This is a genomic window from Mycobacterium shunyiense (assembly GCF_058270075.1).
Map to the genome: position 1 here is coordinate 1 of NZ_JBZDPU010000005.1, position 25,691 is coordinate 25,691.

Here is a 25,691-nt window from a genome sequence, read left to right on the forward strand (position 1 = left end):
CTTGAGCTTCAATCGAAAACACCGCTGAACAGCAGAAAAGCGCCCACTAGAACACTAGGAGCGCCACACTAGTTCGATTGACCGACAAGAATTCGCTGTTTGGGACCGATGTGGCCAAAGTGGCCAAAGTTTTTTGAGCCGGCCCGCCGGCGGCCCCGAGCCTGCCCAAACGACGTTTCGATCATCGCGATTTGTAAATTCTCCGCACGGCCGAGGTGGCGCAATGAGAGCCGCGACGGCAGTTTCGCCAGGTACCGAACGTCGGCAAGCGGCGCAATCAGTTAACCTGCGTAAACGGCAGATTCGCCGCACTGCGACACCCTGAAATCGCCGCTTACCGTGAGTGCGTGTCGTCGCAGCCCGAAGCCCATCCCATATCGCTGCCGAGTCGTCGTGCGCGTGCTGATCAAGCCCGCCAGGTGGCCGACGTTCTGCGCCACCAGATCTACGAAGGCACCTACGACCGGGCGCTGCCGTCCGAGGCGGACTTGGCTGCCGAGTTCTTCGTTTCCCGCAACACCATCCGTGAAGCCCTGGCCGTCCTCAAGAACGAAGGTCTGATCGACCGCGGCACCAAGGTCGGCACGCACGTGGCGGCCAGAAAATACGACCACGGCCTCGACGCGTTGGTGGGGCTGAAGGAAACGTTCAAGGACTACGGCGACGTCCGCAACGAAGTGAGGGCCGTTCAGCGGCTGTCGGCCCCGCCTGCGGTGGCCCGCAAGCTGGCGCTCGAGCCCGGTGCGCAGGTCGTGTTCATCGAGCGCCTGCGCTACCTCGCCGATCTGCCGGTGTCGCTGGATCTGACCTACCTGGCTCCTGAGATCGGTGAGCAGGTGATCGACCATCCGCTGGAGAGCAACGACATCTTCGCGCTCATCGAACGGGTCAGCAGGCGCCGGCTGGGCGGGGCAAGCCTTGCCCTGGAAGCGGTTTCGGCTGACGCGCACACGGCCGCGATGTTGCAGGTGCCCGCCGGATCAGCCCTGTTGATGTCGGAACGGCTGACCAGTCTGGATGACGGCACGCCCGTCGACCTGGAGTACATCAGGATGCGTGGTGACCGAATCACCATGCGAGGCAACCTTGTTAGGAGAGACGCATGACACTGGTCAATCAGCGAGCCGATGTCCCGGTGACCATCGACGAATCCCTGTGTATCGAGGGCTGCACACTGTGCGTCGACGTGTGTCCGCTGGATTCGCTGGCCATCAATCCCGAGAACGGTAAGGCCTTCATGCACGTCGACGAGTGCTGGTATTGCGGGCCCTGCGCGGCTCGCTGTCCCACCGGCGCCGTCACCGTCAACATGCCCTATCTCATCCGCTAGAGGACCCGATGTGAAAACAGCCCTGATCGCCCTCACCGCCGGTCTCACGCTCGCGACCGCTGGTTGCTCCCTGGACTCGGCGACGAAATCGGCCGATACCGTCGACGTCGTCGTCGGCTACCAGTCCAAGACCATCAACACGGTGACCGCCGGAACGTTGTTGCGCGCCCAGGGATACCTGGAGCGCCGCTTGGCCGACATCACCACCCGCACCGGCACCAAGTACAACGTGACGTGGCAGGACTACGACACCGGAGCGCCGATCACCGCGCAGATGGTCGCCGAGAAGATCGACATCGGGTCCATGGGTGACTACCCGATGCTCATCAACGGGTCCAAGACGCAGGCCAACGAACGCGCCAAGACCGAGATCGTCTCGGTCACCGGGTACAACCCGAAGGGTGCGCTGAACATGGTTGTGGTGGCGCCGGATTCACCGGCAAAGTCGTTGACCGATCTGGCCGGCAAGAAGGTCTCGGCCAGCGTCGGATCCGCCGGCCACGGCATGTTGGTGCAGGCGCTCGGCAAGGCCGGCGTCGACGCCAAGACCGGTGTGGAGGTGCTCAACCAGCAGCCGCAGGTCGGCGCCTCCTCGCTGGAATCGGGTCAGGTTCAGGCACTCTCACAGTTCGTCGCCTGGCCCGGGCTGTTGGTCCAACAGGGCAAGGCCAAACTGCTCTACGACGGAGCCGAGTTGAACTACCCGACCCTGCACGGAGTGGTGGTGCGCCGGGCGTACGCGGCCGACCATCCCGAAGTGCTCGACGCGTTCCTGCAGGCACAACTGGATGCCACAGACTTCCTCAACACCAAGCCGTTGGAGGCGGCCCGCCTCGTGGCCGAGGGCAGTGGGCTGCCGCAGGAGGTCGTCTACCTGTACAACGGGCCGGGCGGAACCTCGTTCGACACCACACTCAAGCCGTCGCTGGTCGACGCACTCAAAGGCGATGTGCCCTACCTGAAGTCGATCGACAACTTCGCCGACCTCGACGTGACCGGTTTCGTGCAGGATGCACCGTTGCGGGCGGCGTTCGCGACGCGTGGTCAGGACTACGACAAGGCGCTGGGGTCGAACGTCAACCCCTCGGCGTTGAGCGGCACCGACCCGGTGTGCCACACCGCTGTCGACAATCCCGCCACCGCAGGCGAACTGTGGCTCGACGGGTCTGATGCCACCACCGCGGCCGCGACGCCGGTCTGCCTGCTCAAGGCGATTCGGCAGGCAGAGGGTGAGGGCAAGAAAGTCCGCGCCGCCTACATCTCTGACGCCGAACTCGGTACGCGATGGTTCGCCGACAAGGCGGTGTGGGTGCGCCTGCCGGAGTCGGGCGCCGAAGGATACCTGCCGTTCGGTACCCAGGCAGGCGCCGAACGTTATACCGCAGCGCATCCCGGCACGGCCATCGTCGATTACCGGCAAGCGTTGGTAGGTGCGGTGTGACCACCACCGATGCCGCTCCGGCCGCGGTCAGCGACCCGCCGGCCGCGCCGGAAGCCCGAAGCGCCCGCCGCACGCCCTCAGTCTGGCGGCATCGCCTGATCCGCCTGACGTCGGTGGTGAGCGCCATCGTGCTGTGGCAGCTGTTGACGGCCAACGACGTGCGGTTCGGGCTACGGTTCGACACGCTGCCCACGGTCACCGAAATCACCGCCGCCCTGGTGAACCGGTTCGGCACTCCGGAGTACTGGCTGGACCTCGGCCAGTCGCTGATCCGGATCCTCACCGGATTCGGAATCGCCGCGGTGGTCGGGGTGATCACCGGAATCCTGCTGGGGCGCACTGCCTTGTTCGCCGACATCTTCGGTCCGCTCACGGAACTGGCCCGGCCGATCCCGGCGATCGCCATTGTGCCCGTGGCCATCCTGTTGTTTCCCAGCGACGAGGCGGGGATCGTCTTCATCACGTTCCTCGCGGCCTACTTCCCGATCATGGTCAGCGTCCGGCATGCGGTGCGTGCGCTTCCGACCATCTGGGAGGACTCGGTCCGCACGCTGGGGGGTGGTCGGCTCGATGTCCTCCGCCAGGTGGTGCTGCCCGGCATCCTGCCGGGACTGTTCGGCGGGCTCTCGGTCGGCATGGGCGTGGCCTGGATCTGTGTGATCTCGGCCGAGATGATCTCGGGCCGCCTGGGTGTGGGCTACCGCACCTGGCAGGCCTACACGGTGCTGAACTACCCCGACGTTTTCGTCGGCATCATCACGATCGGTGTGCTCGGCTTCCTGACCGCTGCCGCGGTCGAGCTGATCGGCCGTCGGGCCACCCGTTGGCTGCCACGCGGTGAGGAGAGCGTGCGATGACCACAACCCTTGCCGGCACGGGACTGCAGCTGGAGCTCGACGGAATCACGTTGTCCTACACGGGTTCCCCGGTAATCGAGAATCTGAGCCTCACGGTAAAGCCCGGCGAGATCCTGGTGCTGACCGGCCCCTCGGGATGCGGTAAGTCCACGGTGCTGCGTGCGCTCACCGGGCTGCTGCGGCCCGACGGCGGCCGGGTGCTGGCCGACGGCGAACCGGTCACCACCACCTCCCGTGACCGCGGCATGGTGTTCCAGGACAGCGCCCTGCTGCCGTGGCGCACGGTGCGGTCGAACATCGAACTCGCCTTGCAGTTGCGGGGTGAGCCGAAAGCCGGCCGTCGTGAGCGGGCCGATCGCTGGATCGCCGAAGTCGGCCTGTCCGGGTTCGCCGATTTCCTGCCGAAGAACCTCTCCGGCGGAATGCGGCAGCGGGTCCAGCTCGCCCGAGGCCTGGCGGGCGCACCCCGCGCGGTGATGATGGACGAGCCATTTGCCGCGCTGGACACCCAGACCCGGGCAGCCATGCAGCGGTTGCTGATCGACACCTGGAAAGCGCACCCGACGACGATCGTGTTCGTCACTCACGACGTCGACGAGGCACTGATCCTCGGTGACCGGGTCGCTGTGCTCGGTCGTGCCGGGCAGCCGTTGCGCGCCCTCATCGAGGTGGGCCAGCCCCGAACCGACCATCCCGAACGATCCGCGCTACGCGCCGAGATCATTGCCGCCTTGGAGCAACCTTGACCGAATTGACCGAGATTCCCGACGTCGAAAACGCGATCCGGATCGACTGCGATGTACTGGTGATCGGCGGGGGCACCGCCGGCACCATGGCTGCTTTGACCGCGGCCGAGAACGGTGCCCAGGTGCTGCTGCTAGAGAAGGCGCACGTGCGGCACTCGGGTGCATTGGCCATGGGGATGGACGGCGTGAACAACGCCGTCATCCCCGGCAAGGCCGAGCCCGAGGACTATGTCGCCGAGATCACCCGGGCCAACGACGGAATCGTCAACCAGCGCACCGTATATCAGACCGCGACCCGCGGATTTGCCATGGTGCAGCGGCTTGAGCGGTACGGCGTCAAGTTCGAGAAGGACGAGCACGGCGAGTACGCCGTACGCCGCGTGCACCGATCCGGCTCCTATGTGCTGCCGATGCCCGAGGGCAAGGACGTCAAGAAGGCTCTGTACCGGGTGCTGCGACAACGGTCGATGCGGGAGAAGATCCGCATCGAGAACCGGTTCATGCCGGTGCGCGTGCTCACTGACGGGGGGAGAGCGGTCGGCGCAGTCGCATTCAACACCCGCACAGGCGAATTCGTCACCGTCGCGGCCAAGGCTGTGATTCTGTCCACCGGAGCGTGCGGCCGTCTCGGACTGCCGGCCTCGGGATATCTGTACGGCACCTACGAGAATCCGACCAATGCCGGTGACGGATACGCGATGGCCTACCATGCCGGCGCCGAACTCTCGGGAATCGAGTGCTTCCAGGTCAATCCACTGATCAAGGACTACAACGGCCCGGCCTGCGCCTATGTGGCCAACCCGTTCGGCGGCTATCAGGTCAATGCGCTGGGGGAGCGCTTCGTCGACTCCGACTACTGGTCGGGCCAGATGATGGCCGAGGTGAAAGAGGAGATCGAATCGGCCCGTGGCCCGATCTACCTCAAGGTCAGCCATCTGCCCGACGAGACGCTGACCACGCTGGAGAACATCCTGCACACTACCGAACGGCCCACCCGCGGAACGTTCCACGCCAACCGCGGGCATGACTACCGCACCCACGACATCGAGATGCACATCTCCGAGATCGGTTTGTGCTCTGGCCATTCCGCCTCGGGTGTATGGGTGGACGAGCATGCGCGCACTACCGTCCCCGGCCTGTACGCTGCCGGCGACCTGGCGTGCGTGCCGCACAACTACATGATCGGCGCCTTCGTCTACGGCGACCTCGCCGGCGAGCACGCGGCCTCGACACTCTCGGAAGTGGCGGCGCCGGAGCAGCTTCCAGCCGATCAGGTGGCCGAGGCTCACGAGCTCATCTACCGTCCGCTGCGGCACCCGGACGGTCCGCCGCAGCCGCAGGTCGAGTTCAAGCTGCGCCGGTTCGTCAACGACTATGTGGCGCCGCCGAAGACCGCCACCAAGCTCTCGATCGCGGTGCAGACATTCGAGCGGATGGAGGCCGAGGTCGAGGGGATCGGAGCCCGCACGCCGCACGAGTTGATGCGTGCTGCTGAGGTGTCCTTCATCCGCGACTGCGCGGAGATGGCGGCGCGTTCGTCATTGACCCGGACCGAATCGCGTTGGGGTCTCTACCACGAGCGGGCAGATCTGCCCCAGCGGGACGACCAGCAGTGGCGTTACCACCTGAACCTCTACAAGGGCGACGACGGCACCATGCAGTTCGTGAAGCGGCCGGTGGCACCGTATTTCGTCGCGGTTCCCGAATTGGACCATCTGACCTCGCAGGACCCGGTGACGACGGTCGAGCAGCCGCACCTGCACGGCGGCCGGGCCCCGGCTGTCGAACGGTCCCGCGTCCGGACCACCGACTCCGGGCAGCCACCGTCGCCACGGATCGCCGCGGTGCTGGCCTTGGAGGAGCCCACGCTGGAGGAACTGAGCAGCTACCTGACCGACGCGGACGCCGGTGTGCGCCGTACCGCGGTCGCCACTCTCGTCGAGTATCTGCCCGACGGGTACCAGCCCGTGTTGGTGGCCGCGCTGGCAGACGATGACGCCGGGGTGCGGCGCGAGACCGCCGACGCGGTCCGTGAACTCGTCGAGGTCCTGCCGGATCCGGGCGCTTTCGCCGATCGACTGGAGTCCGCGGACCCGGTGGTCCGTGCCGTGACGGTTTACCTGCTGAGTTCCCGGCGCGTCGGTGGCGCCGAGGCGTACCGGCTCGCGTTGACCGACATCGATCACCGGGTTCGGATCGAAGCGGTGCGCGCCCTGGTGTCGGTCGACGACCACACCGGCGTCGCGGGAGCCACGACCGACGAGAACCGGGAGGTGCGCATCGCCGCGGTGGGCGGCCTGGCGACCCTGCGGGCCGGTGCCGATGCGGTGCGGGTGGCACTCGACGACCCGGATCCGCTCGTCCGGGCAGCCGCCCTGGCCTCCCTCGGTGCGGTCGGCTGCACCGGTGACGACGTGGTCAGCGTCGAGAAGGCCTTCACCGAGTCGGCCTGGCAGATCCGTCAGGGCGCGGCCCGGGCGCTGGCCGGGGCCTTGCCGGAGTTGGCACTACCCACCCTGTCGCGGGCGCTCGAGGATCAGCACCTCGATGTCCGCAAGGCCGCGGTGCTGAGCCTGAGCCGGTGGGCGGATTCGGAGGGGGCGCGTCAGGCGCTGACCGTCGCGTTGGAGGACAGCGACGCCGATGTGCGGGCGTACGCGCGTCAAGCGCTGGCTGGTTGAGCGGCCCGCCGCTGTCGCTGCTTGAGCGGCCCGCCGCTGTGGCTGGTTGAGCGGCGCCTTGCCGGAACGGCAAGACGCGTGCCATCGGGCGCGGCCGTGCAGATACTGGGCAGGGTGGATACCAGCGAGCGCCGCAGGCACGACAGTCCGCCGCCGCGGACGGGCAACAGCGAATCCGAGGTATTGCGGGGGTTTCTCGACTATCTGCGGGCGTCGATCGCTGCGAAGGTCGACGGCGCGCCGGAACCGATGGCGCGTACATCGGCGGTGCCGTCGGGGACCACGCTGCTCGGCCTCCTGAAGCATCTGACCTATGTCGAACGGTGGGTTTTTCTCGGGGACGACGTCACCGACTGGCAGGCGACGTTCTCCGTCGAACGGTCGGACCGCGCCGCCGACATCGTCGGCCGGTACCGGGAAGCCGTCGCGCGCGCCAACGAGGTACTCGACGAGTGCACCGATCTTGCGGCACCCGTTCTGCGATCCCGGCCGGGGCGCCCCGCGGCCAGCGCCCGATGGGCCCTGGCTCACATGATCGAAGAGACCGGCCGCCATGCCGGTCACGCCGACATCCTGCGCGAACTGATCGACGGCACCACCGGTCGATAACCCCGCGGGGGTCGCACCGCATCGCTGGCGGCATCGAAGTTCGTCGTTACCCGTGCTAACGACCGGACCTCCGCCTAATCTCGATGCGTGCGACTCGCCTGGCCGCTGACAGGGCGGTTGGAGGAGAGCCGGCTGATCGATGCCGCGCTGGCCTCCACCGAACTGTCCGGGATCGTGATCTATGGAAGCGCAGGGGTTGGCAAGAGCCGTATCGCCCGAGAAGCGCTCGCGGCAGCAGACACCGACGGTCACGAAACGCGCTGGACAGTGGGAACATCGGCCGCTCAAGGGTTGCCGCTGGGAACCTTCGCACGGTGGGTCGGCACCTCGGACGCCGACAGTGTGGCACTCGTCGGCCGCGTGATCGACGGCCTGACCGGAACCTCCGACGGCCGGCCCGTACTCGTGTGCGTCGACGATGCACACCTGCTCGACGGGTTGTCGGGCTTCGTCCTGCAGCAGATCGTCCAGCGCGGCGCCGCCAAGCTCCTGTTGACCGTTCGCACGGGTGCACCGGTACCTGCCGAGGTGCTGACTGCGTGTGACCGCGGCCGGTTCGAGCGGTTGGACCTGCAGCCGTTGTCCCGAGACGAGTCGACGCGGCTGTTGACCGCCGCGCTCGACGGCCCGCCGGACGAGGACGCAGCGGCACGGCTGTGGCGGCTGACCCGGGGCAACGTGCTGTACCTGCGAAACATCGTCGAGCAGGAAGTCGCGCAGGGACGTCTCGCGTATCGGCAGGGCTACTGGCGGTGGACCGGCGATCCGGTGATCCCGCCGAGCCTGGTCGAATTGATCGAGACGCGGATCGGTGCACTGCCACCGGCGGTGAGTGAGGTGGTCGACGTACTGGCGGTGGCCGAGCCGATCCAGCTGCATCGGTTGGCGGCAATCACCGATGCCGATGCGGTCGCGACGGCCGAGGCTCGTGGACTGATCACGATCGATCCCACCGACCGTGAGGTCCGCGTGGCGCACCCGTTGTACGCCGAGGTGCGGCGCAACCGGGTGCCGGGTTCTCGGCTGCGCCGCCTGCGAGGGCTGGTGGCCACCGCGCTCGGCGACCGGGACGACCGCGACTCCATGCGGGTGGTGGTGCGGCGAGCCGCACTGATGCTCGATTCGGATCTCGCGCCCGACCCCGAGTTGCTGACTCGGGCCGCGCAGGGCGCGGTGTGGTTGTCCGATCTGGCACTGGCCGACCGGCTGGCTCATGGGGCAATCTCCGCCGGAGCCGGCGTGGAGGCGAATTTCATTCGCGCCCATGCCTTGTCGTGGCTCAGCCGGGGCGAGGAGTCGGACGCGATTCTCGATGCGATCGGGGCCGCCGAGCTCGACGACGACGGCCGCGCCCGGCTGGCCTTCCTACGTGCGTCAAACCTGCTGTGGTCACTGGCCGATCCGGAGGGCGCCAAGCGGCACGTCGACGATGCGGCGGCGGACATTCCGGCTGCTGCCCGGGCCGGCATCGACGCGTTCTACACGGTGTACTGGGCTGCCATCGGATGTCCAGCGCGAGCCGCGACAGCATCCAGCGGCCTGGACCTCGATGCGCTGCCCGCCATCGTGGGTGCGGTCACGGCGTGGGCCGTGACCGTCTCGTGTGGCGACGCAGGGCGTGCCGACGATGCGGTCGCCGCCGCCCGGGCCGGCTACCGCATCACCGAGCGTTCATTCGATGCCGCGCACATGAGATTCGTCATCGCCGACGCGCACATCGGTGCGCTGCTACTGGCCGGGCGGATCGGTGAGGCGCGTGAGGAAGCCGAGCAACTGAGCCGTCAGGCCGCCGAACTGCCCGGGGCAGCGCAGCTGTTCGGCGTCGCGCTGACGGGTCGCGCCGCGGCGGGGGCCGGGCAGCTCGGCGCCGCGGCTGAACTGCTGGATCCGGTGGTCGAGACGATGCGGGCCGCGGGGGAGACCAACGGATTCGGCTATCGCTTTCAACTGCCCAGGGCCACTGCTCTGGCCATCGGTGGTCTGTCGGGCGACTCCACGGTGGTCGAACTCGACGAGTGTCGGCATCCCAGTTGGCATTACCTCGCCTACGAGCATGCCCTGGTCCGGGCCTGGGTCGCTGCGACTCAGGGGGCGGTGTCGGAGGCCGTGGAGATCGTGCTCGATGCGGCAGATACCGCAGGGGACAACGGGCAACTGGCGGCCGAGGTGTTGTGCCTGCAGACCGCGGCGCAGTTCGGCGACCATTCGCGCTCCCGACGGCTCGACGAGTTGACCGGTCTGGTCGAGGGGCCACGGGTCGGTGCCGCCGCCTCGCTGTGCCGGGCCCTCGCCCATGACGACGGCGACGGGTTGGCAAAGGCGTCAACAGAATTCGAGGCATTCGGCGACCTGGTCGCGGCGGCCGATGCGGCCGGTCGCGCGGCGGTGGCATATCGACGCAAGGACATGCGGGGGTCCGCCCTGGCAGCGGCGGCGCGCGCGACGGCACTGGCCGACGCATGCGGTGGTGCGGCCACGCCGGCGTTGCTCGCCGTCGCGGAACGTCTGCCCTTGACCGGCCGGGAACGTGAGATCGCGATGCTGATCGGTGCCGGGTTGTCCAGTCGTGCGATCGCCGACCGGCTACGCCTCTCGATCCGCACCGTAGAGGGGCACATCTACCGTGCGATGGCAAAAACCGGTGTATCCACCAGAGCCGAGCTGATCGCGCTGCTACCGCGGAGGCATCGCGACTGATTCGGGTACCGCGGTACTCACACCGGTTCAGTGGAACCGTCGCATCCTGGATCGATGGCCGACGAGGGGGACTTGCAGGAACGGGCGTTGCGGCAACTTCCGTTGCCGTACTCGCTGGCATTGCGGCTCCGCGACGCCGGAGTGGCACGTGAACTGGTGTGCGAGTACCTCAGCGTCGAGGACTCCGCGCTCGACGGCATCTACCGGATCGCCGAGGCCAAGCTGGCCGCGGCGGTGGCCAGGGTGGGAGCGTAGCGCGGCCTTAGTCAGTGGCTGCAAATTCCGTCAATGGACCTGCCTGCCCCAGCGGATTGATCAGAAGAGCTGCGTAGCCGACGGCATCAGCGTGCGAGTCGCGGATGTGCAGTTCGGTTGACATGAACGCCCAACCGTCGACTCCGCTGGGCGTTGGTGGGAGCACAGTGAGGTCGGCGTCGCCCGGGGTGAGCCAGTGACGTTCGCCGTCTGCTGTGTTCCGCCACAGGGCGAGGCGCCAAGGCGCGATCTGTTGGGCATGCTGAGTCGGCAACCCGGTGAAGGTCACTTCGAGACCGCCCCCGGCGGCGTCGCGCTGCACTGTCGCATGCAGGGCCGGCGTAGGTGCGGTGACCATGGCAGATACCGGCGCGCTGGGGGCGCTCCACTCGCACGGGTGAGCGTCGATTAGGCCGCCGGTGTTCGCGATCGGCGATGGCAGTGGCGCCGCGCCGGGCCGGGTTGAGACCTCTGCCGGGTAGCGCACCTGCGCGGTGACCGCGATGGTGACGAATGCGGGTAGAGCGGCGAGCTTTTCGGGGGCAATATCTGCCCGGTAGGTGTCGGGTGAACCGTCGACGGGGACAAGGGCGCCTTCGTCGACCTCCGTGCCGTAGAGGTAGGAGGTGGACGCGGCCGCCGCGCAGCTCACCCGGTACTGCGGTGGGGACTGGCTCCCGAGGCGCGCGATCACCGTGCCGTTGATGCCGTACGCCTGGACCTGCACGCTCAGTCCACCGTCTTTGGTGTCGATGTGCACTACCGGCGATGGCGGCTGATCGCTGCCGGGTACGGCCACCGCTGTGAGTCCGCAGCCATCGAACGACGCCTCCACCTGCGCATGGGTGAGCGGCACCACCCGGACGAACTGCAGTGTTTGCACGGAACCGGGGATGCTGTGGGCGAATCGGACTGTTCCGCCTGCGGATAGGGGCACGGGGGTGAGCAGAGTGAACGATTCGCGCTTCATCGGTTCGTGCTGGTGGTCGTAGAGTGCTGCGGCCCGGGTGGCTCGGTTGGCGGATTCGGGGAAGACGTCGAGTTGTGCGGTGACGACCTGTTCGTCGGCGAGGTAGACGTTGTAGGCGGCGTGGCCTGGCTCGGTCGGCCACGACAAGTCGATTTGCGCGCGGCCCACCGGATCCCGTCGTGACGACCACAGGATATGCGGGGCGGTGCTCAGTGGTCGTGGCCGGCGCGGATCGACAACGCGCACACGCGCCGTGGCTGAACGGCTGTCGGCGGTATTGGGGTTGAAAGTCGCGGTGACGACCTGGTCGGCGATCTCGCCGGTCTGTGTTTGCGCGGCAGGGAAACTCACCTTCACCCGGTCGCCCGGGAACGGGGCGTTCACGATGTGACCATCGACGCTTATCTGGGTGATCGGCGCAGTGCCGGGACCTAGCGCGTCCGGTGGCGGCACATCGACCTCGACGGTGATGGTTCCCGGTGAGAGTGCGCCTGGGGGCGCGTCTCGCAGGTCATAGTCGGCGAAGTAGTGCGCTTCAGGACGCGGTGCGGGCAGCGGTGGCCGCGGTGGCGGTGTCGCGTGAAGCGTCCCGGGTTGGCCCCATCGGCCGAACTCGTCACCTTCGGCGACCTGCCAGCTCACCGCGCCGACGTCGGCGGGCACGCTCGAATCGACCAATGTGCCTTGGCATCCGGTGGGTAGGTCGCGGCGGCCGGGCAGCAGGGTGAGCGCCCGCGGGGTTCCGTCGACGTCGATGAACGCGTGCTGCGAGTGGATCGCGCCACTGTCTGAACGGGTGAAGGCGACTGGTCCGGCAGGCGGCGGCCCGAGGATGGCGATGTCCTGACGGTAGGTGTTGGCCGCGGTCCACTGGGCGGGGCCGTCGGCAGCCAAGGCCAGTGGCGCAGGGGGATCGGGGAGGGCGCCGATGACCGCCGGCGTGACCAGCACGAGTTGCTGCAGGCCCAGCGAGGCGAGCAGCGGTTGGTCGACCGGGGCGCCGGCCGGCAGCCATGAGTTCATCGCCTGGGCGTCTGGGCCTGCAGACTTCATCGCCGCGACGAGGTGGGCGACGGTGGTGTTCGGAGTGCCTGCAGCGACCGTCGCGGCAGGGTCGGCTGCCCACACCCCGACGGCGATCCACGCGACCGGCACGGAGTCGTCGCCGACGTCCGCCTGCACCGGGCAGGACAGTCCGAGCCAGCGTGCGATGCCCGGATCGGTGGCGGCGGTGATCAGGGTCTGGATGGTGTCGAGTTCGGTGGTGGCCTGTTGCGCGTGGCTGGGGATGGAAAGCGGCGTGCGGTGCCTACCGGGATAGGAGCCAGGATCGGAGTACGCCTGCTGCAGGAGCGATCGCACTGAAGTGGTGCCCATGTCGGTGATGAGCCTGTCCACTCGCGCTGCTTCGTCATCGGCGTCGGTGTCGCGGTCGGTGGGTAGCTCGGCCGGCCCGGTGTGCCGCGGGGCACCGGCGGCGGCCCGGTCGATGCCTGCGCTGGAATCGACCACTGGGTCGGCCCACGGCGACACGTTGTCGAGCGGCAGGAGAAATTGGACCTTGTCGGCCGCCGGATCGACGTACTCGCGGTTGATCAGGCTTGCATCAAGGCCGACCACATTGCGTGCTATCCCGTCACCGACGAGGCGAATACGGCGGATGCGGGAAGCCGCCAGGGCGAACGGAGCTCGGCTGCGCGACAGCAGTATTCGTTCCTGATTGCCTCCAGCGCGACCGATCACCGAGATTTGCACTGGGCTGAATTCTTCGATGTCGAGCCGAATCCAGCTGATCCATGGATCCTTGTTGCCCTCTTCGTCGGGGCCGAGAATGTCGCCGTAGAGGGGGCGGTCGGGCTTGATCGCCATCTCGGGATCGGTGCCCAGCGGTTGGACCGTGCCGTTGTCGTCGTAGATCCACCAGAAGACGCGCAGCGGCCGCACCAGGATGCGGTTCTCGGGGTCGAGGGCGTCCTTGCGCAGCGGGATGAAGGTGAAGCCGCGCAAGGGGAATCCGATAGCAGGGTTGACCCACGCGCGTAGATGCGCGCTGGTCGCGACGTAGGGATCGTCGGCGGGATCGCGCACCGCGAGGCCCGAGACGCGGAACAGAGATTCTGGGGTGAAGGCTTGCGGTTTCACAGGAGCACCTCGCCGGCAGCTGGGCTGGTTGTCGTGCAGGTGGCGGTCTTGACGGTGCCTGCGTCGGTGTAGGCCAAGGTCAGCGTGACCGGTTGGGCGGGCGCGATGACCAGCGGTGCCGGCGGCGCGAACAGGTACCGGCATTGCGACGAATCGCCGTACCGTCCGCCGAAGTTCACGCCATTGACCTGGAAGCTGGTGACGTCGAGCCGGCCTTGCCGGGCCAGCGGCTCCGGGGATTCGACCAGAACGCCGGCGAGGTTTCTGGTGTTGGGGGTCCACAGCAGCGATGTGCGGCCGGATGTCGGCAGCGGCCACCCTTCCACGCCGAGCGCTGTCAGTGCTGCGGCGAGCGCGGCATCCGAGATCTGGGGCTCGGACAGGACGGCGGGGGTGATGCTGAGATGTCCGTGCGGCGCGCCGGGTGGGGACCGGAATCCGAGGTCGGCGAGTTGGTCATCGGGATTGCGGTAACGCGATGTGCTGAAGATGATGCCCGGCAACGGGTCTGCCGGTGGCGGGTCGGCTTGGCCGTCGACGTGGTTGCCGACGAAGCCGATGTTGAGCTGATAGGTCGCCAGCGGCTGCAGGTCATCGGTGGATGCTTTCAAGCTCGCTCCTGACTTCGGCACCGGGCAGCTGTGTGCGGTATCGACGGCGAGGTAGCGCTGGCCGAGCGAGTCGAGAATGTCGGTATCGGTGAGGTCCTGCCATACCGCTGGATTCAGAACCACCAGCCACGGCGCCGGGTGGGTGTCGCTGCGGGGCGGACCATCGGTGCGCTGGCACGCCAGATCCAACCGGTACCCGTACAGGCCGGCCAGCTGGTCGACATGATCGACGTCGAAGTTCGCCACGAGATCGTCGTCGAGATACCACCACTGGGTGCGATCACCCGGGCTGTAGCTCTTCAAATACCGTGCCAGATAGTCGGTCTTGAACACGGCCTGCTCCCAGGCGAATTCCCGCCAGGCAAGTTCCGCTACGGGCGGATGATGCACCACCACCGCGCCCGGGGGCGGGAGTTTCGCGGTACGGAAAAAGTACTCCTGCACCTCCTCGGGGAAGAGCGTGGGCGGGACCGGGGGCTGCTGCGCGGCGCCTTGTTCTGTCTGGCCCGCGGTCTGGGTGACCACACGGACCAGGTACAGAGCATCGGGATCCAGCTTGAGTGGGGTGCGGAACTGCGGTGGGGCATTGTTGTGCTGGTCGACGGTGTTGGCCGCATCGGTGGCACTCTTGGCTGCGGCCTTGGCGTCCTTGAACGCGTCCCAACTGGTGCCGTGCAGCCCCAGAACGGTGATGCCCTGCAGCAGCGGGTATCGGAGGCGAGCGCCACGGGTGGTGGTCGGAGCGGTGTAGCCGACCCGGAGCCGACCGTCAGGCAGATCTGCTGCATTGGTGAACAGCCAGTCAGCACCGGAATCGATGTCGACAATTGCGATTTGGTCGACGAGTTCGGGGAAGGTGCCATCGAGGATCACCCACAGCTCCGCCTCACGCAAACTCGTGTCGGCAACGACAGTAAGAGAGATGGGTTCTTCAAGGCCGAGTGCCTTCAGGCTGTCGCCGAGTGGTTGATACGACCTGATCATCGGCAGCCCCAGCGCGGCCTCGAACGACCGCCCCTCGATGGTGATGGGATCGACGGGGACGACCGACCCCGGCCGGAAGGTGAACTGTGCAGGGATCAAGCTCGCCATCCCAGCTTCGCTGAGCGGCAGACCGCGTCCCCAGGGGTTCAACGTGACTGCGGCGGTGAACCGTGAGATGTGGGTACCGGGTTCAGGTGCGGCCGGCAACGTCCACCCGGTCGGCGAGGGCTGCGCGAGGTCGCCGAGCGCCCAACCGGGCATCGCAGAGTGCGGCACCCGGCAGGCAGATGCGGTCGCGGTGACTGGATCGACACCTGGTGCAGTGTTGGCGGCGCCGTCGCTGCGTCGATGTGCCCACATGTCCGACCGATGAGTCAGCAGGGCCAACTCCCGTGCTCCGCAAGGGTTCCCCGCGCCACCGGCGCCGACCTCGGCCTGTTTGGGCTGCTGCCACGCCGCCTCCAAACCGGTGGTGAGCAACGCCGGGACACCGTCGACACGCCAGAGCTCGACACTGTTCAGATAGTGCGTGTAACGCAGTTTGTCGTTGCCGGTCTGACCGCTGGCGTGCAAACTGTCCACACCTGCGAACGCGGTGTTCAAGTTCGCAAGGCTGGGTCCGAGATCGAACTGCAAAATGGGCACCACGTCCGGCCACACCGTCGGCGCGTCATCGGCGCCGGCAGCGCCCTGCCCCACCTCGACATAGTGCCGATCCGACAGCGACATCCTGAGCGGCCGCCATGGAGCGGGCGGCGGCACGGCGGCGCTGGGCTTGTCGGGCCCGATGTGAAGGTCCACGCAACCCTCAATCTCGGTGAACCACAAGTCGATACTGCCGCACACCCGAAAGTCGGCGGCCAGGAAGTCGCCGGGCCCGAGCTGCAGCGCCAGATCGGCATGCGCGCCGATGGAGAACGGGCCCAAATGCAAGGCGCCGCCGATCGTTCCCGACCCGGCCAGAAACCACGGGTTGGTGGCCATTCCGACCGCGGCGCGTGCCGAGAGCTGCAGCCAGACAGGTGGGACACCCCAGTTCAGACTGACGGCGAACCCGAAGCCGATCGCCGGGCCAGGGAGTGTGATCGACGTGCCGCCCAGCTTGTCGATCGTGTCGCCCTGCACCATCAGGTAGGCCGATGCCCCGATGTCGAACAATTTGGGTAGCACCTTGGCAGTCATCGGGCCTGGGGGACGGCCGGGCATTCCGTCAGAGCCCAGCCGGAAGTACCAGGACGACGGGTCGGCGAACGGCAGCCTGGCGTCGAGCGGAATCTTCACCTCTACCAGCTGCGGGGGATCGGAGTCGATGACGAAATTGCCCCTGGCGCCGACGGTGATCCCGTCCTCGTCGATGACGATCAGTCCCTTGAGGGGGCTGTTCTGGGTGTTCAGGAAGTCCGGGGTGTGTAGGACCCGCGCATTGACTGCAAGGCGGAACGACGGATCGGGCACGGTGACGATGAGCTTGCCGGTGGCGCTGAAGGTGAACGCGAGGTCGTAGAGGGTGCCCACACCGGCCTGCAGTCCGAGCATCATCGCGCCGGCATCGGGCACCGTGTCGTTGGGAGTCCACCGCAGTTGTCGCTCGACGATGTCGTCACCTCCGGCGGGCAGTACGGGGCGCATGTTCAGGCCGAACATGCCGCCGAGACTGTAAAGACCAAGTCCGGTCGGCCCCAACGGAATCGCACCGGGCAGTGAGCCGGTCACGTCGAGCAGGAAGCTCGTTCCGCCTTTGTAGACGAAGATGACTCGGGCTCCCACTCCCAGCGGTGCGCCGATCTGGGCAGAGATGTCAGCGCTGAAGCCGTCGTCGGTGATGTTGGCCGCGCCGTGCCCGGTCAGTGCGGCGGTGTCGATGTCGACACCCAAGCCGCGCAGTTGTATGTCGACGTGTCCGTTGCCGTCAGCGGTGATGCGCACCGTGGCGTCGCTGACGGTGATCGGGCCCAGATCGGCATTGAACTTCAGATCGATTTCGTACCAGAGTGATCCGTGGCCGGATCGGGTGCCGAGGATATCCAGCAATGAACCTGGTGTCTGTACGATCCAGGCGCCCGGGTCCTCCACATCCAGCGTGGCGTTGGCGAAGCTGAGATGGATCGACGCCAGATCTTGGCCGGTCGTTTCGACAGCGACGTTGCGGTAGCGGATCCGCATCGGGCGGTTGTCAGCCATGGCGATACGCATCGCATTACCAATGCTGAACGTGCTCACCTTGACGTCGACGAGATAGTCGACACTCAAACGCATGGCCTGGCCCGCGCCGGCGGTGGACAGCGCCACCGAAGCACGGTCGATGACCACCTTGCCCGCGGAGTCGAAGAAAGCACTGGCCGCACCCGCGGCGGTGAGTAGTTCATGCAACCAGATCCCCGACTCGTCTCCGCTGGGCGGCTTCTTCGCCCCGAGCTCGGAGTCGGCGATCAGCGCGGTGGCCAAGGCCGCCGCGGTCACCACCGCTTTGCCACCGGCATCAGTACCGGTGGCCTTGACCAGGCCGTCTGGCCCGGCCGCATCCACAGACACTTCGAAGGCGACCGCCGCGGCCGGCTGCAGTGCGCGCGAGCAGCGCACACGCACCGTCAGCGGATCACCGCCGGCGAGGGTGAACGCGCCGCCGCCGGGGCCGGGCGCCGCTTCGTCTCGGCCTGCGACACCAAATTTGGCGGTGGCCTCGATCGCAGTGGGCAGTAGGTCGGCCAGCGAGGAGGCGGCGGGGTCTTGCCACTGCATCCGTACGTCGATTTGGGGGCGCGTACCGGCAGCGGGGATGGTTGCCTCGACCGAGGCCGCCAGCCCACCGGGAGTGCCCAGCCGCAGGTCGAAATCGATGGCGTGCCCGCCGATCAGCGGGATGTCCCGCGGAATGTAGAGCTTGGCATTGCGAATGGCCAGGCCAGTCCACTCAGGTGAAGGGGAACCCGGCGCCGAGGCGGTGGTGGAGTCGTCGACGACGATCCCATCGGTGATGTCGATACCGAAGCCGCTGTCTCCGAACAGGATCTGAGTCGGGGTCGGCTTCAGCACGAACACGTCATCTTGGGGGTCCTGACCCAGTTCGAACTTCAGCCAGGTGATCGTGGCCGCCGCGGTGGGGGTGCCGTGGACGCGAAGGCAGAGGTCGGCGTGCAGGTCGACCGGGTCGCCGGTCGTTGTCAACCATTCTCGCGGCTGTCCGCCCTCCGGGTCAGGTTCAGTCTCGCGACGCGCGGCGACCAGTACCGTGTTGGGATCCACCAACGTCAAGGCGTTCTTTATCCCGGGCAGGTCGTCGAGGAGTAGGTCGAGTTGAAAACCGCCTCCGGGCAGCGCTTTCCACCGATACCCGATATTCGGACCGAAGCGCGCCAAGTCGACAGTGAAGAATCCGAGCAGCTTGGTGTTGACCGTGCCTTGAGCGGTCCCGGAGTGCACGTCGTTCCCATCGACGACGTCATTGGACACCTGCAGACCAGACAGAAACGCCTCGATGGTCGGGGATACCGCGACCCCATGCCTGGCCGGTGCCAGGTCATCGAAGAGGTTGCTCATCGCATCATCCGCCCTCACTCCAACTCGGTGACAACAAAGTCATATCAACGCGGAGTCGGAGATGTGCGAGTAGTTCACTACTGCACTTTCCGTTTGTCGGGCGATCTGCTGCACCGTGTGTTCCGGCGAGCTCAGATCGATAAGCCGCTGTCTGCTGGTGGCCCAAGCGTCGAAATGGAGTAGCCCGGTACTCGTGTTCGAGTTGCAGGGGCTGCCCATACTGACCTCAGCGCAATTCCTGCGCTTGGCTCATCGAAGTCGGGTTGGAAAACGGCGGGTTATTCACCCAGTCGTTCGTGCTCAAGGCGACGCGAATTGCGTTGCTCTGACCAGAAATTCACCGCCAGAAAAGGGGGAGGACCGAGATGCCCTTCTTGTTTGTCGGGAGCAAGCTCCTGAATATCGCGCCGGAGTCGCCGAACGATGGTCTGACCATCGCACTCGCGACTATGAACAACCTAGGATTCGCCAACCTGAGGAGGGGAAACGATGTGTCCGGCTCGCGGGCAGGCGCCTTCGTGTCGGCGTCATGCCGTCCCGGCCCGGGGGACAACTCATTCTGGGTGTTCGTCGCCTCGGCCGGAGAAAATGAGAATGCGACACGGGCGGGAGTTGACGTGGTGATATCGCACCTCTGAAGTCGCGGCGTCTTTCCGTCCGGTGGAGGCGCGGTGGATTCGGTGGATGACAGGGTCTCGGTAGCGTGCGGGATGAGTTTCACCCCGCGGATGCGAGGTCGACCCAGTGCGGGAGCCGAACGGCCCGAGTCATCACACGTCAGAGATCGAGCGCCTGGTATGTCCGCCGAACGAAACGGGGTTGGGCCACCTGAAGTTTCGCCGTCGAGGTGTTGCCGCTGACGGCCGCGGCGTCCACCGACAGATTCGGATGGTTCTGGATCAGATAGATCAGGATCAGGTCCGCCGACGGGTCGGCCTGCCACCACGTGCCGTAGGCGCCGGGCCAACTGAAGGTGCCCGACCCACCGGGGCCGAACAACTGGCGTGACTTTGTCGGGTCGGTGACCACCGACAAGTTCAGACCGAAGCCGCGACCCACCCAGAACGGTGCGCCAAGGAACTGGTGTTGCTTCTGTTCGGGGGTGAGCCGATCGGTGCGCATCACCTGGACCGACTCCTCGGACAGCACGCGCACCCCGTCGACCGTGCCGCCGGCCAGCAGCATCCTGGCGAACTTCAAATAGTCGTCGGCGGTGGAGAACAAGCCAGCCCCACCCGTGCAGAACGGGGGATCGGCGATCGGCGCCGGGCCCATCACATCGTGGGTCAAGGTGTTCTCGGCGGTCAGCTGGTACATCGTTGCGGCCCGTCGCCGGCCGGCGGCGTCGACCGAGAAGCCGGTGTCGACCATGCCCAGCGGCTCAAAGATCCGTTCGGACAGAACCTGGGCCAACGGCTTGCCCTCGATGCGGGACAAGGCGATCCCCAATACATCGGTGGAATGACTGTAGGTGAGGCGTTCACCGGGCTGATGGGCCAACGGAAGCTTGGCCACCTCGGCCAGCCAACGGTCCTGGTCCTGGCGCAGTGACAGCTTGCCGTAGGCCGTCGCCAGCGGCCCCAGCACCGAGAAAACGTAAGCCAGACCGCTGCGGTGGGTCATCAGGTCATCGAAGGTGATGGGCCGCCGCGCGGGCTCGGTGCGGTCCAGCGGTCCGCGCGTCTCGCGCAACACACGCATGTCCGCCAGTTCCGGCAGCCATTTCGTCACCGGCTCGTTCAGCGCGAACTTGCCCTCCTCGGCCAGTGTCATCGCCGCCGCCACCGTGACAGGTTTTGTCATCGAGGCGATCCGGAAGATGGTGTCCCGTTGCATCGGGAGCCGGGCGTCGACATCGCGGTGCCCCAGGGCGTTCACCTGGAGCACCTTGCCCGCCTGCCACACCAGCGTGACCGCGCCGGCCAACAGCCCGGCGTCGATCGCCTCACGGATGGACGTCTGATTGCCGTCGAGATTCATCCGCGTCAGCCTATCCAGCGGCGGAGTCCCGATCTCCGCTACCTCCGGGCGTCACCCTCGGCGCCAGCGCCTGCGGGCGCGGACCACGCTCGACCAGTCCTGGTACCCGAGCCGGCGAGCGATCTCATAATGCGGAATCATGCGGTCCCGCAGGAGATTGTCGGCGACGCTCCGGCGTACCTCGTCCAGGACGGCCCGGTAGGTGGTGCCCTCGCGCTCGAGGTGCCTGCGCAATGTGCGCGATGCGTAGTGCAGGTGCAGCGCCACGTCTTCCAGGGTGAGGTCCAGAGACGACTGGTCGAGCAGATGTGCGCGCACCTGGGCGGCGACGCCGGTGTGGTGCAACCGCTCGGCGCGGATGCGGTCACAGTGAGCGACCATCAGCTCGGTCGTATGGGCATTCGCCATCGGCGGCGCCAGGTCGAGATAGCCCACGTCGTAGACGATTTCGTTGCGGGCGCATCCGAATGACACCGGCACCCGGAAGTAGTCCCGGTACACATCGACACGGCCCGCGACAGAAGGAGCCGGGAAGGCGAACCTGATTTCGTGTAGCGGGACCGCGTCGACGTCGGGGAACGTGTCGCGCTGGATCTGCATGACCGCGGTCAGATCACGTTCGATGATGAACCTCCGGATGGCCTCGGGGATGTCGCCGGCATCGAAGGCGAGGACGTAGTGGTCATCGTCGATGCGGGCCGTCATGGTCGAGAAAGCGAAAGTCAGCATCGCGTAGTACAGGCCCCGATGGACCGTGTCCCGCACGCTGGCCGACGCAGCCAGGAGATAACCCAGATAGCCGTAGGCGGTCAGGTGGTAGCGGCTGCCCAGTTCCACCCCCGAACCGGGACTGTCCGCGCACAGGGCGGCCAGACTGCGGATCACCGCGAGCTCCTGACTGGCCTCGACGACGGTGTCGATGTCGGTCAGGCAGGAGGCATCGAGGTGAGAGCCCGCCAGCACCGCCTCGGCAGGGCTGCCGCGCCGGGCCGCCCACTCACACATGATCGCTACCGAAACCGCAGTGCGCGGGTGGTCCCAGGGGTCGGTCATGGCCGCTATGACCCGGTTGGTCGATTGGAGGACCGGGGAGCTGGGCAGTGCCTCCTGATCAGCGGATTCGGCGAGGACCGACGTCATGACGCCCAGTTTTGCCGACCTGGGGAGCGGGGTCAACGAGGGCATGAGCCGCCGAAGTGGCCGGAAATGTCGAGTTGTGGCCGGGACGGTCCTGTCGGACGGCGCGCCACCGCTCTACGGTTCGAGGGGAGTGATTCAGCTCTCAGTTTGCCCGGAACTGTGTCGGATGACACGCGAGGAGACGCTCTGTGAAAGTCAAGGCCGCTGTCGTCGAGGAAATCGGCGCACCATGGACGATCTGCGAGGTTGACTTGGGGGACCCGGTTGCCGGTGAGGTGCAGGTGAAACTGGCCGCGTCGGGCCTGTGCCACTCGGACGCACACGTCGTCGCCGGCAGCAGCCCGGTGCCGTTCATGCCCGTACTCGGCGGGCACGAGGGTGCCGGCGTGATCACCAAGGTCGGGCCCGGGGTCACCGGACTGGAGGAAGGCGACCACGTCGTCCTCGCCTTCATTCCGGCGTGCGGCACGTGTCCGTCGTGCGCCACCGGTCTGCAGAACCTCTGCGACGAGGGCGCCGGGCTGCTGACGGGCCAGGCTGTCTCCGACAAGACGTACCGGGTGACCCGCGACGGCCAACCGGTCATCCAGATGTGCCTGCTCGGCACCTTCGCGCCGTATGTCACGGTCAGCCAGGCCTCGGTCGTCAAGATCGAGAAGGATGTGCCGCTGGAGGTGGCTGCCCTGCTGGGCTGCGGAGTCTCCACCGGCTGGGGCTCGGCGACCGAGATCGGCGACACCCACCCCGGCGACACGGTCGTGGTGATGGGCATCGGCGGCGTCGGCATCAACGCCGTGCAGGGTGCGAAGTTCGCAGGTGCCCGGTTCGTCGTCGCGATCGACCCGGTCGACTTCAAGCGGAAGAAGGCGCTCGAGTTCGGCGCCACCCACACGTTCGCCTCCGTCGAGGACGCCGCCGCCGAACTGCCCGACCTCACGTGGGGAAAAATGGCTGAGGTCACGATCATCACGGTCGGCGAGATCAAGGGCGAACACATCCAGCAGGCGCTGAGCCTGACCGGCAAGGGCGGACAGGTAATCGTCACCGGCATGGGCGATTTCACCCAGTCGACCGTCGACCTCAATCTGTTCGAGCTGACCCTGCTGCAGAAGCGGGTCCAAGGGGCGGTGTTCGGCGGCGTCGGACCCCGCACCCAGATCCCGAGACTCCTCGATCTCTACCGCTCCGGCAATCTCAAGCTCGACGAACTCGTCACCACCCGCTACCGCCTGGAAGACATCAATCAGGGCTACCGGGACATGTTCGACGGCAAGAACCTTCGCGGCCTCGTCGTCTACTCCGACACCGACTACTGATCCGAACAGGGGGAATCAATGCAGATCCAAGACAGCAACTACATTGACGGCAAGTGGGCGGTTTCGAGCGGCAGCACCCGCATACCCGTCATCAACCCGGCGAACGACGAGGTGATCGCCGAGGTGGTGGCCGGCACTGCCGCAGACGTCGACGCCGCCGTCGCAGCCGCACGTGCCGCGTTCCCGGCGTGGTCGGCGACGCCGGTCGGGCAGCGCGCGGATTACCTCACCGCGATCGCCGGCAAGTTGGCCGAGCGGTCCGAAGACCTGGCCCGAACCATCTCATCCGAGATGGGTTGTCCCATCACGATTTCCCGGGCAATCCAGCTGGGGCTGCCACTCAACAGTTTCGCCGAGGCCGCCAACATCGTGCGCGAGTACGAGTTCGAGAACGAATACCGCGGATCGACGATCGTGCGGGAACCGTTCGGCGTGCTGGGCGCCATCACGCCCTGGAACTACCCCCTGCATCAGATCGCCCTGAAGGTCGCATACGGATTGGCCGCGGGAAACACCGTCGTCGTCAAACCCAGCGAGGTGACGCCGCTGTGCGCGCTCGCGCTGACCGAGATCATCGACGAGATCGGTCTGCCGCCAGGCGTGTTCAACCTGGTGTTCGGCACCGGGGCGGATGTCGGCGAGGCGATCGCCGGGCATGACGACGTCGATATCGTCAGCTTCACCGGATCCACCCGGGCCGGCCGGCGCGTGCAGGAAGTCGCCGCCCGCACCGTCAAGCGTGTCTCGCTGGAGCTCGGTGGCAAGAGCCCCAACATCATTCTCGACGACGCCGACCTGGAATCGGTGGTGCCCGCATCGGTCACGACGATGATGCTCAACTCTGGGCAGACCTGTTCGGCGCTGACCCGCATGATCGTCCCGCGCGACAGACTGGCCGAGGTGGAGGCACTCGCGAAGGCGACTGCCGAAGCGCTGCCGGTCGGCGACCCGAGCGACGAAGGAACCGCACTGGGGCCGCTGTCGTCCCGAGCACAGCAGGAGCGGGTGATCGGCCATATCCAGACGGCGATGAGCGAAGGGGCACGTCTGGTCACCGGCGGCGACACCGCAACCGACGGTCCAGGTGCCTTCGTACGGCCGACCGTGTTTTCCGACGTCACCGAGGACATGGCGATTCATTCCGAAGAGGTCTTCGGCCCGGTTCTCGCGATCGAGGCATACGACTCGGAGGACGACGCGGTACGGATCGCCAACGCAACGGATTACGGCCTGGCCGGGGCGGTCTGGTCCGCCTCGCCGGAGCGTGCCGAGGGCATCGCGCGCCGGATCCGGGCCGGCCAGGTGCAGATCAATGCCGGCGCCTTCAACGCCAACGCGCCCTTCGGCGGATACAAGCAGTCGGGCAACGGGCGTGAGGCCGGCCGGTACGGGCTCGAGGAATTCCTCGAGATCAAGTCGATCCAGCGGTGATCTGATGCCGCTAGAACCGGTGACCCAGGCACTGCTGGCGCAACTTGCGGAGACCCGCGACCCACCGATGCACGAGGGCACGCCGGCGATCGCGCGGATGGCCGGGCCGATCTTCGCCGGCATGAGCGGACGCGGTCCCGACGTGGCCGCGGTGCACAACCTGAAGCTCGAGGGTGAGGACGGCGGGAAATTCCGGGTCCGTGTTCTCGTTCCCGAGGGCGAATCCCGTTCGGTCATCGTGTATTTCCACGGCGGTGGATGGGTGATCGGCGATATCGATCTGCAGTACGACCACGTCGGCCGGCACCTGGCGAACCTGACCAACTCCACCGTGATCCTGGTGAACTACCGCAAGGCGCCCGAGTATCCGTTCCCCGCCGCGCTGGAAGACAGTTGGATCGGATTGTGCTGGGCCGCAGCGCATGCAGCGGAGTACGCACCCGTCGGTGCGCCGTTGATCGTGGCCGGCGACAGCGCCGGAGGCAACATCGCCGCGGTGATGACGCGGTGGGCCCGCGACCGGCACGGGCCCAGGATCGACTACCAGGCATTGGTCTACCCGGTTACTGACTGCGACTTCGACCGGCCCTCGTACGTCGCGCCCGAAAATCAGCTGATGCTCGGCCGGGACACCATGATCTGGTTCTGGGAGCACTACCTTCCAGACCAGGCCCGGCGCACCAACCCGGACGCGTCACCGTTGCGGGCGCCCAACCTCGCCGGTCTCCCGCCCGCTCTCGTCTATGTCGCCGAGTACGACCCGCTGCACGACGAGGGTGTCGCCTACGCGGCCGCGCTGGCCGACGCCGGAGTGCGTGTGACGTTGGAGGAGGCGGCCGGCGAAATGCACGGGTATTTCCAGATGGCGAACATCCTGCCCGGTTACCAGACCGGAATGTCGTTGGTCGCCAAAAGCATCGGGTCGTTCCTCGACGCGTACCGGTCCGACCGAAAGGCGGTGTGA

At 66.8% G+C, this 25,691-nt stretch carries 16 protein-coding genes; 12 read left to right on the forward strand and 4 right to left on the reverse strand.

The window, feature by feature from the left end; all coding sequences use genetic code 11:
• The first annotated feature begins 347 nt into the window (after positions 1 to 347).
• The 9 genes from AC4ELH_RS02565 (at position 348) to AC4ELH_RS02605 (ending at position 10,616) form a co-directional block, all read left to right on the forward strand.
• Positions 348 to 1,106 carry a GntR family transcriptional regulator gene (locus AC4ELH_RS02565; protein WP_448446580.1) on the forward strand — a complete coding sequence of 253 codons (759 nt, stop codon included), beginning with the start codon at positions 348 to 350 and terminating at the stop codon, positions 1,104 to 1,106.
• Positions 1,103 to 1,330 (forward strand): 4Fe-4S dicluster domain-containing protein, encoded by a 228-nt coding sequence (locus AC4ELH_RS02570; RefSeq protein ID WP_003880761.1) that lies wholly within the window; start codon positions 1,103 to 1,105, stop codon positions 1,328 to 1,330. Before AC4ELH_RS02565 ends, AC4ELH_RS02570 begins: the two co-directional genes overlap by 4 nt.
• 10 nt (positions 1,331 to 1,340) lie before the next feature.
• Positions 1,341 to 2,771, forward strand: a complete 1,431-nt coding sequence (locus AC4ELH_RS02575) for an ABC transporter substrate-binding protein (RefSeq protein ID WP_498883170.1) — start codon at positions 1,341 to 1,343, stop codon at positions 2,769 to 2,771.
• Positions 2,768 to 3,628, forward strand: a complete 861-nt coding sequence (locus tag AC4ELH_RS02580; protein ID WP_064880448.1) for an ABC transporter permease — start codon at positions 2,768 to 2,770, stop codon at positions 3,626 to 3,628. The genes AC4ELH_RS02575 and AC4ELH_RS02580 overlap by 4 nt, the downstream gene beginning before the upstream one ends.
• Positions 3,625 to 4,374, forward strand: a complete 750-nt coding sequence (locus AC4ELH_RS02585) for an ABC transporter ATP-binding protein (protein ID WP_498883171.1) — start codon at positions 3,625 to 3,627, stop codon at positions 4,372 to 4,374. The genes AC4ELH_RS02580 and AC4ELH_RS02585 overlap by 4 nt, the downstream gene beginning before the upstream one ends.
• Before the next feature lie 5 nt (positions 4,375 to 4,379).
• Complete coding sequence (locus AC4ELH_RS02590) at positions 4,380 to 7,055, forward strand: fumarate reductase/succinate dehydrogenase flavoprotein subunit (protein ID WP_498883322.1); 2,676 nt, start codon at positions 4,380 to 4,382, stop codon at positions 7,053 to 7,055.
• A 114-nt stretch (positions 7,056 to 7,169) separates the two neighbouring features.
• On the forward strand, positions 7,170 to 7,664 hold the full coding sequence (locus tag AC4ELH_RS02595; protein ID WP_498883172.1) for a DinB family protein: 495 nt from the start codon (positions 7,170 to 7,172) through the stop codon (positions 7,662 to 7,664).
• 87 nt (positions 7,665 to 7,751) lie between these two features.
• A complete protein-coding gene (locus tag AC4ELH_RS02600) occupies positions 7,752 to 10,361 on the forward strand; it encodes a helix-turn-helix transcriptional regulator (RefSeq protein WP_448446592.1) in 2,610 nt (869 codons plus the stop codon).
• A 54-nt stretch (positions 10,362 to 10,415) separates the two neighbouring features.
• The gene (locus tag AC4ELH_RS02605; RefSeq protein ID WP_064879747.1) at positions 10,416 to 10,616 is read left to right on the forward strand and encodes a hypothetical protein; all 201 of its coding nucleotides are present in this window, start codon (positions 10,416 to 10,418) and stop codon (positions 10,614 to 10,616) included.
• A 7-nt stretch (positions 10,617 to 10,623) separates the two neighbouring features.
• Here the strand turns inward: AC4ELH_RS02605 and AC4ELH_RS02610 are convergent, their stop codons facing one another.
• From AC4ELH_RS02610 to AC4ELH_RS02625, 4 genes are all read right to left on the reverse strand, one after another.
• Positions 10,624 to 13,728, reverse strand: a complete 3,105-nt coding sequence (locus AC4ELH_RS02610) for a hypothetical protein (protein WP_498883173.1) — start codon at positions 13,726 to 13,728, stop codon at positions 10,624 to 10,626.
• A complete protein-coding gene (locus AC4ELH_RS02615) occupies positions 13,725 to 18,860 on the reverse strand; it encodes a hypothetical protein (RefSeq protein ID WP_498883174.1) in 5,136 nt (1,711 codons plus the stop codon). The genes AC4ELH_RS02610 and AC4ELH_RS02615 overlap by 4 nt, the downstream gene beginning before the upstream one ends.
• Positions 18,861 to 19,637: 777 nt before the next feature.
• Entirely contained in the window at positions 19,638 to 20,840 is a 1,203-nt protein-coding gene (locus tag AC4ELH_RS02620; protein WP_498883175.1) for a serine hydrolase domain-containing protein, read from the reverse strand.
• A gap of 51 nt (positions 20,841 to 20,891) precedes the next feature.
• Positions 20,892 to 21,980 (reverse strand): AraC family transcriptional regulator, encoded by a 1,089-nt coding sequence (locus AC4ELH_RS02625; RefSeq protein WP_498883176.1) that lies wholly within the window; start codon positions 21,978 to 21,980, stop codon positions 20,892 to 20,894.
• 188 nt (positions 21,981 to 22,168) lie between these two features.
• On the opposite strand from AC4ELH_RS02625, the gene AC4ELH_RS02630 reads away from it, so the two are divergent.
• Genes AC4ELH_RS02630 through AC4ELH_RS02640 form a run of 3 tightly spaced genes read left to right on the forward strand, consistent with a single transcriptional unit; the run spans position 22,169 to position 25,691 of the window.
• Positions 22,169 to 23,296, forward strand: coding sequence for an NDMA-dependent alcohol dehydrogenase (locus AC4ELH_RS02630; protein ID WP_064879700.1), 1,128 nt, complete (start codon positions 22,169 to 22,171; stop codon positions 23,294 to 23,296).
• Between the two features lie 18 nt (positions 23,297 to 23,314).
• Positions 23,315 to 24,727: an aldehyde dehydrogenase family protein gene (locus tag AC4ELH_RS02635; RefSeq protein ID WP_498883177.1), complete on the forward strand. Its 1,413-nt coding sequence runs from the start codon at positions 23,315 to 23,317 to the stop codon at positions 24,725 to 24,727.
• Between the two features lie 4 nt (positions 24,728 to 24,731).
• Positions 24,732 to 25,691, forward strand: a complete 960-nt coding sequence (locus tag AC4ELH_RS02640; protein WP_498883178.1) for an alpha/beta hydrolase — start codon at positions 24,732 to 24,734, stop codon at positions 25,689 to 25,691.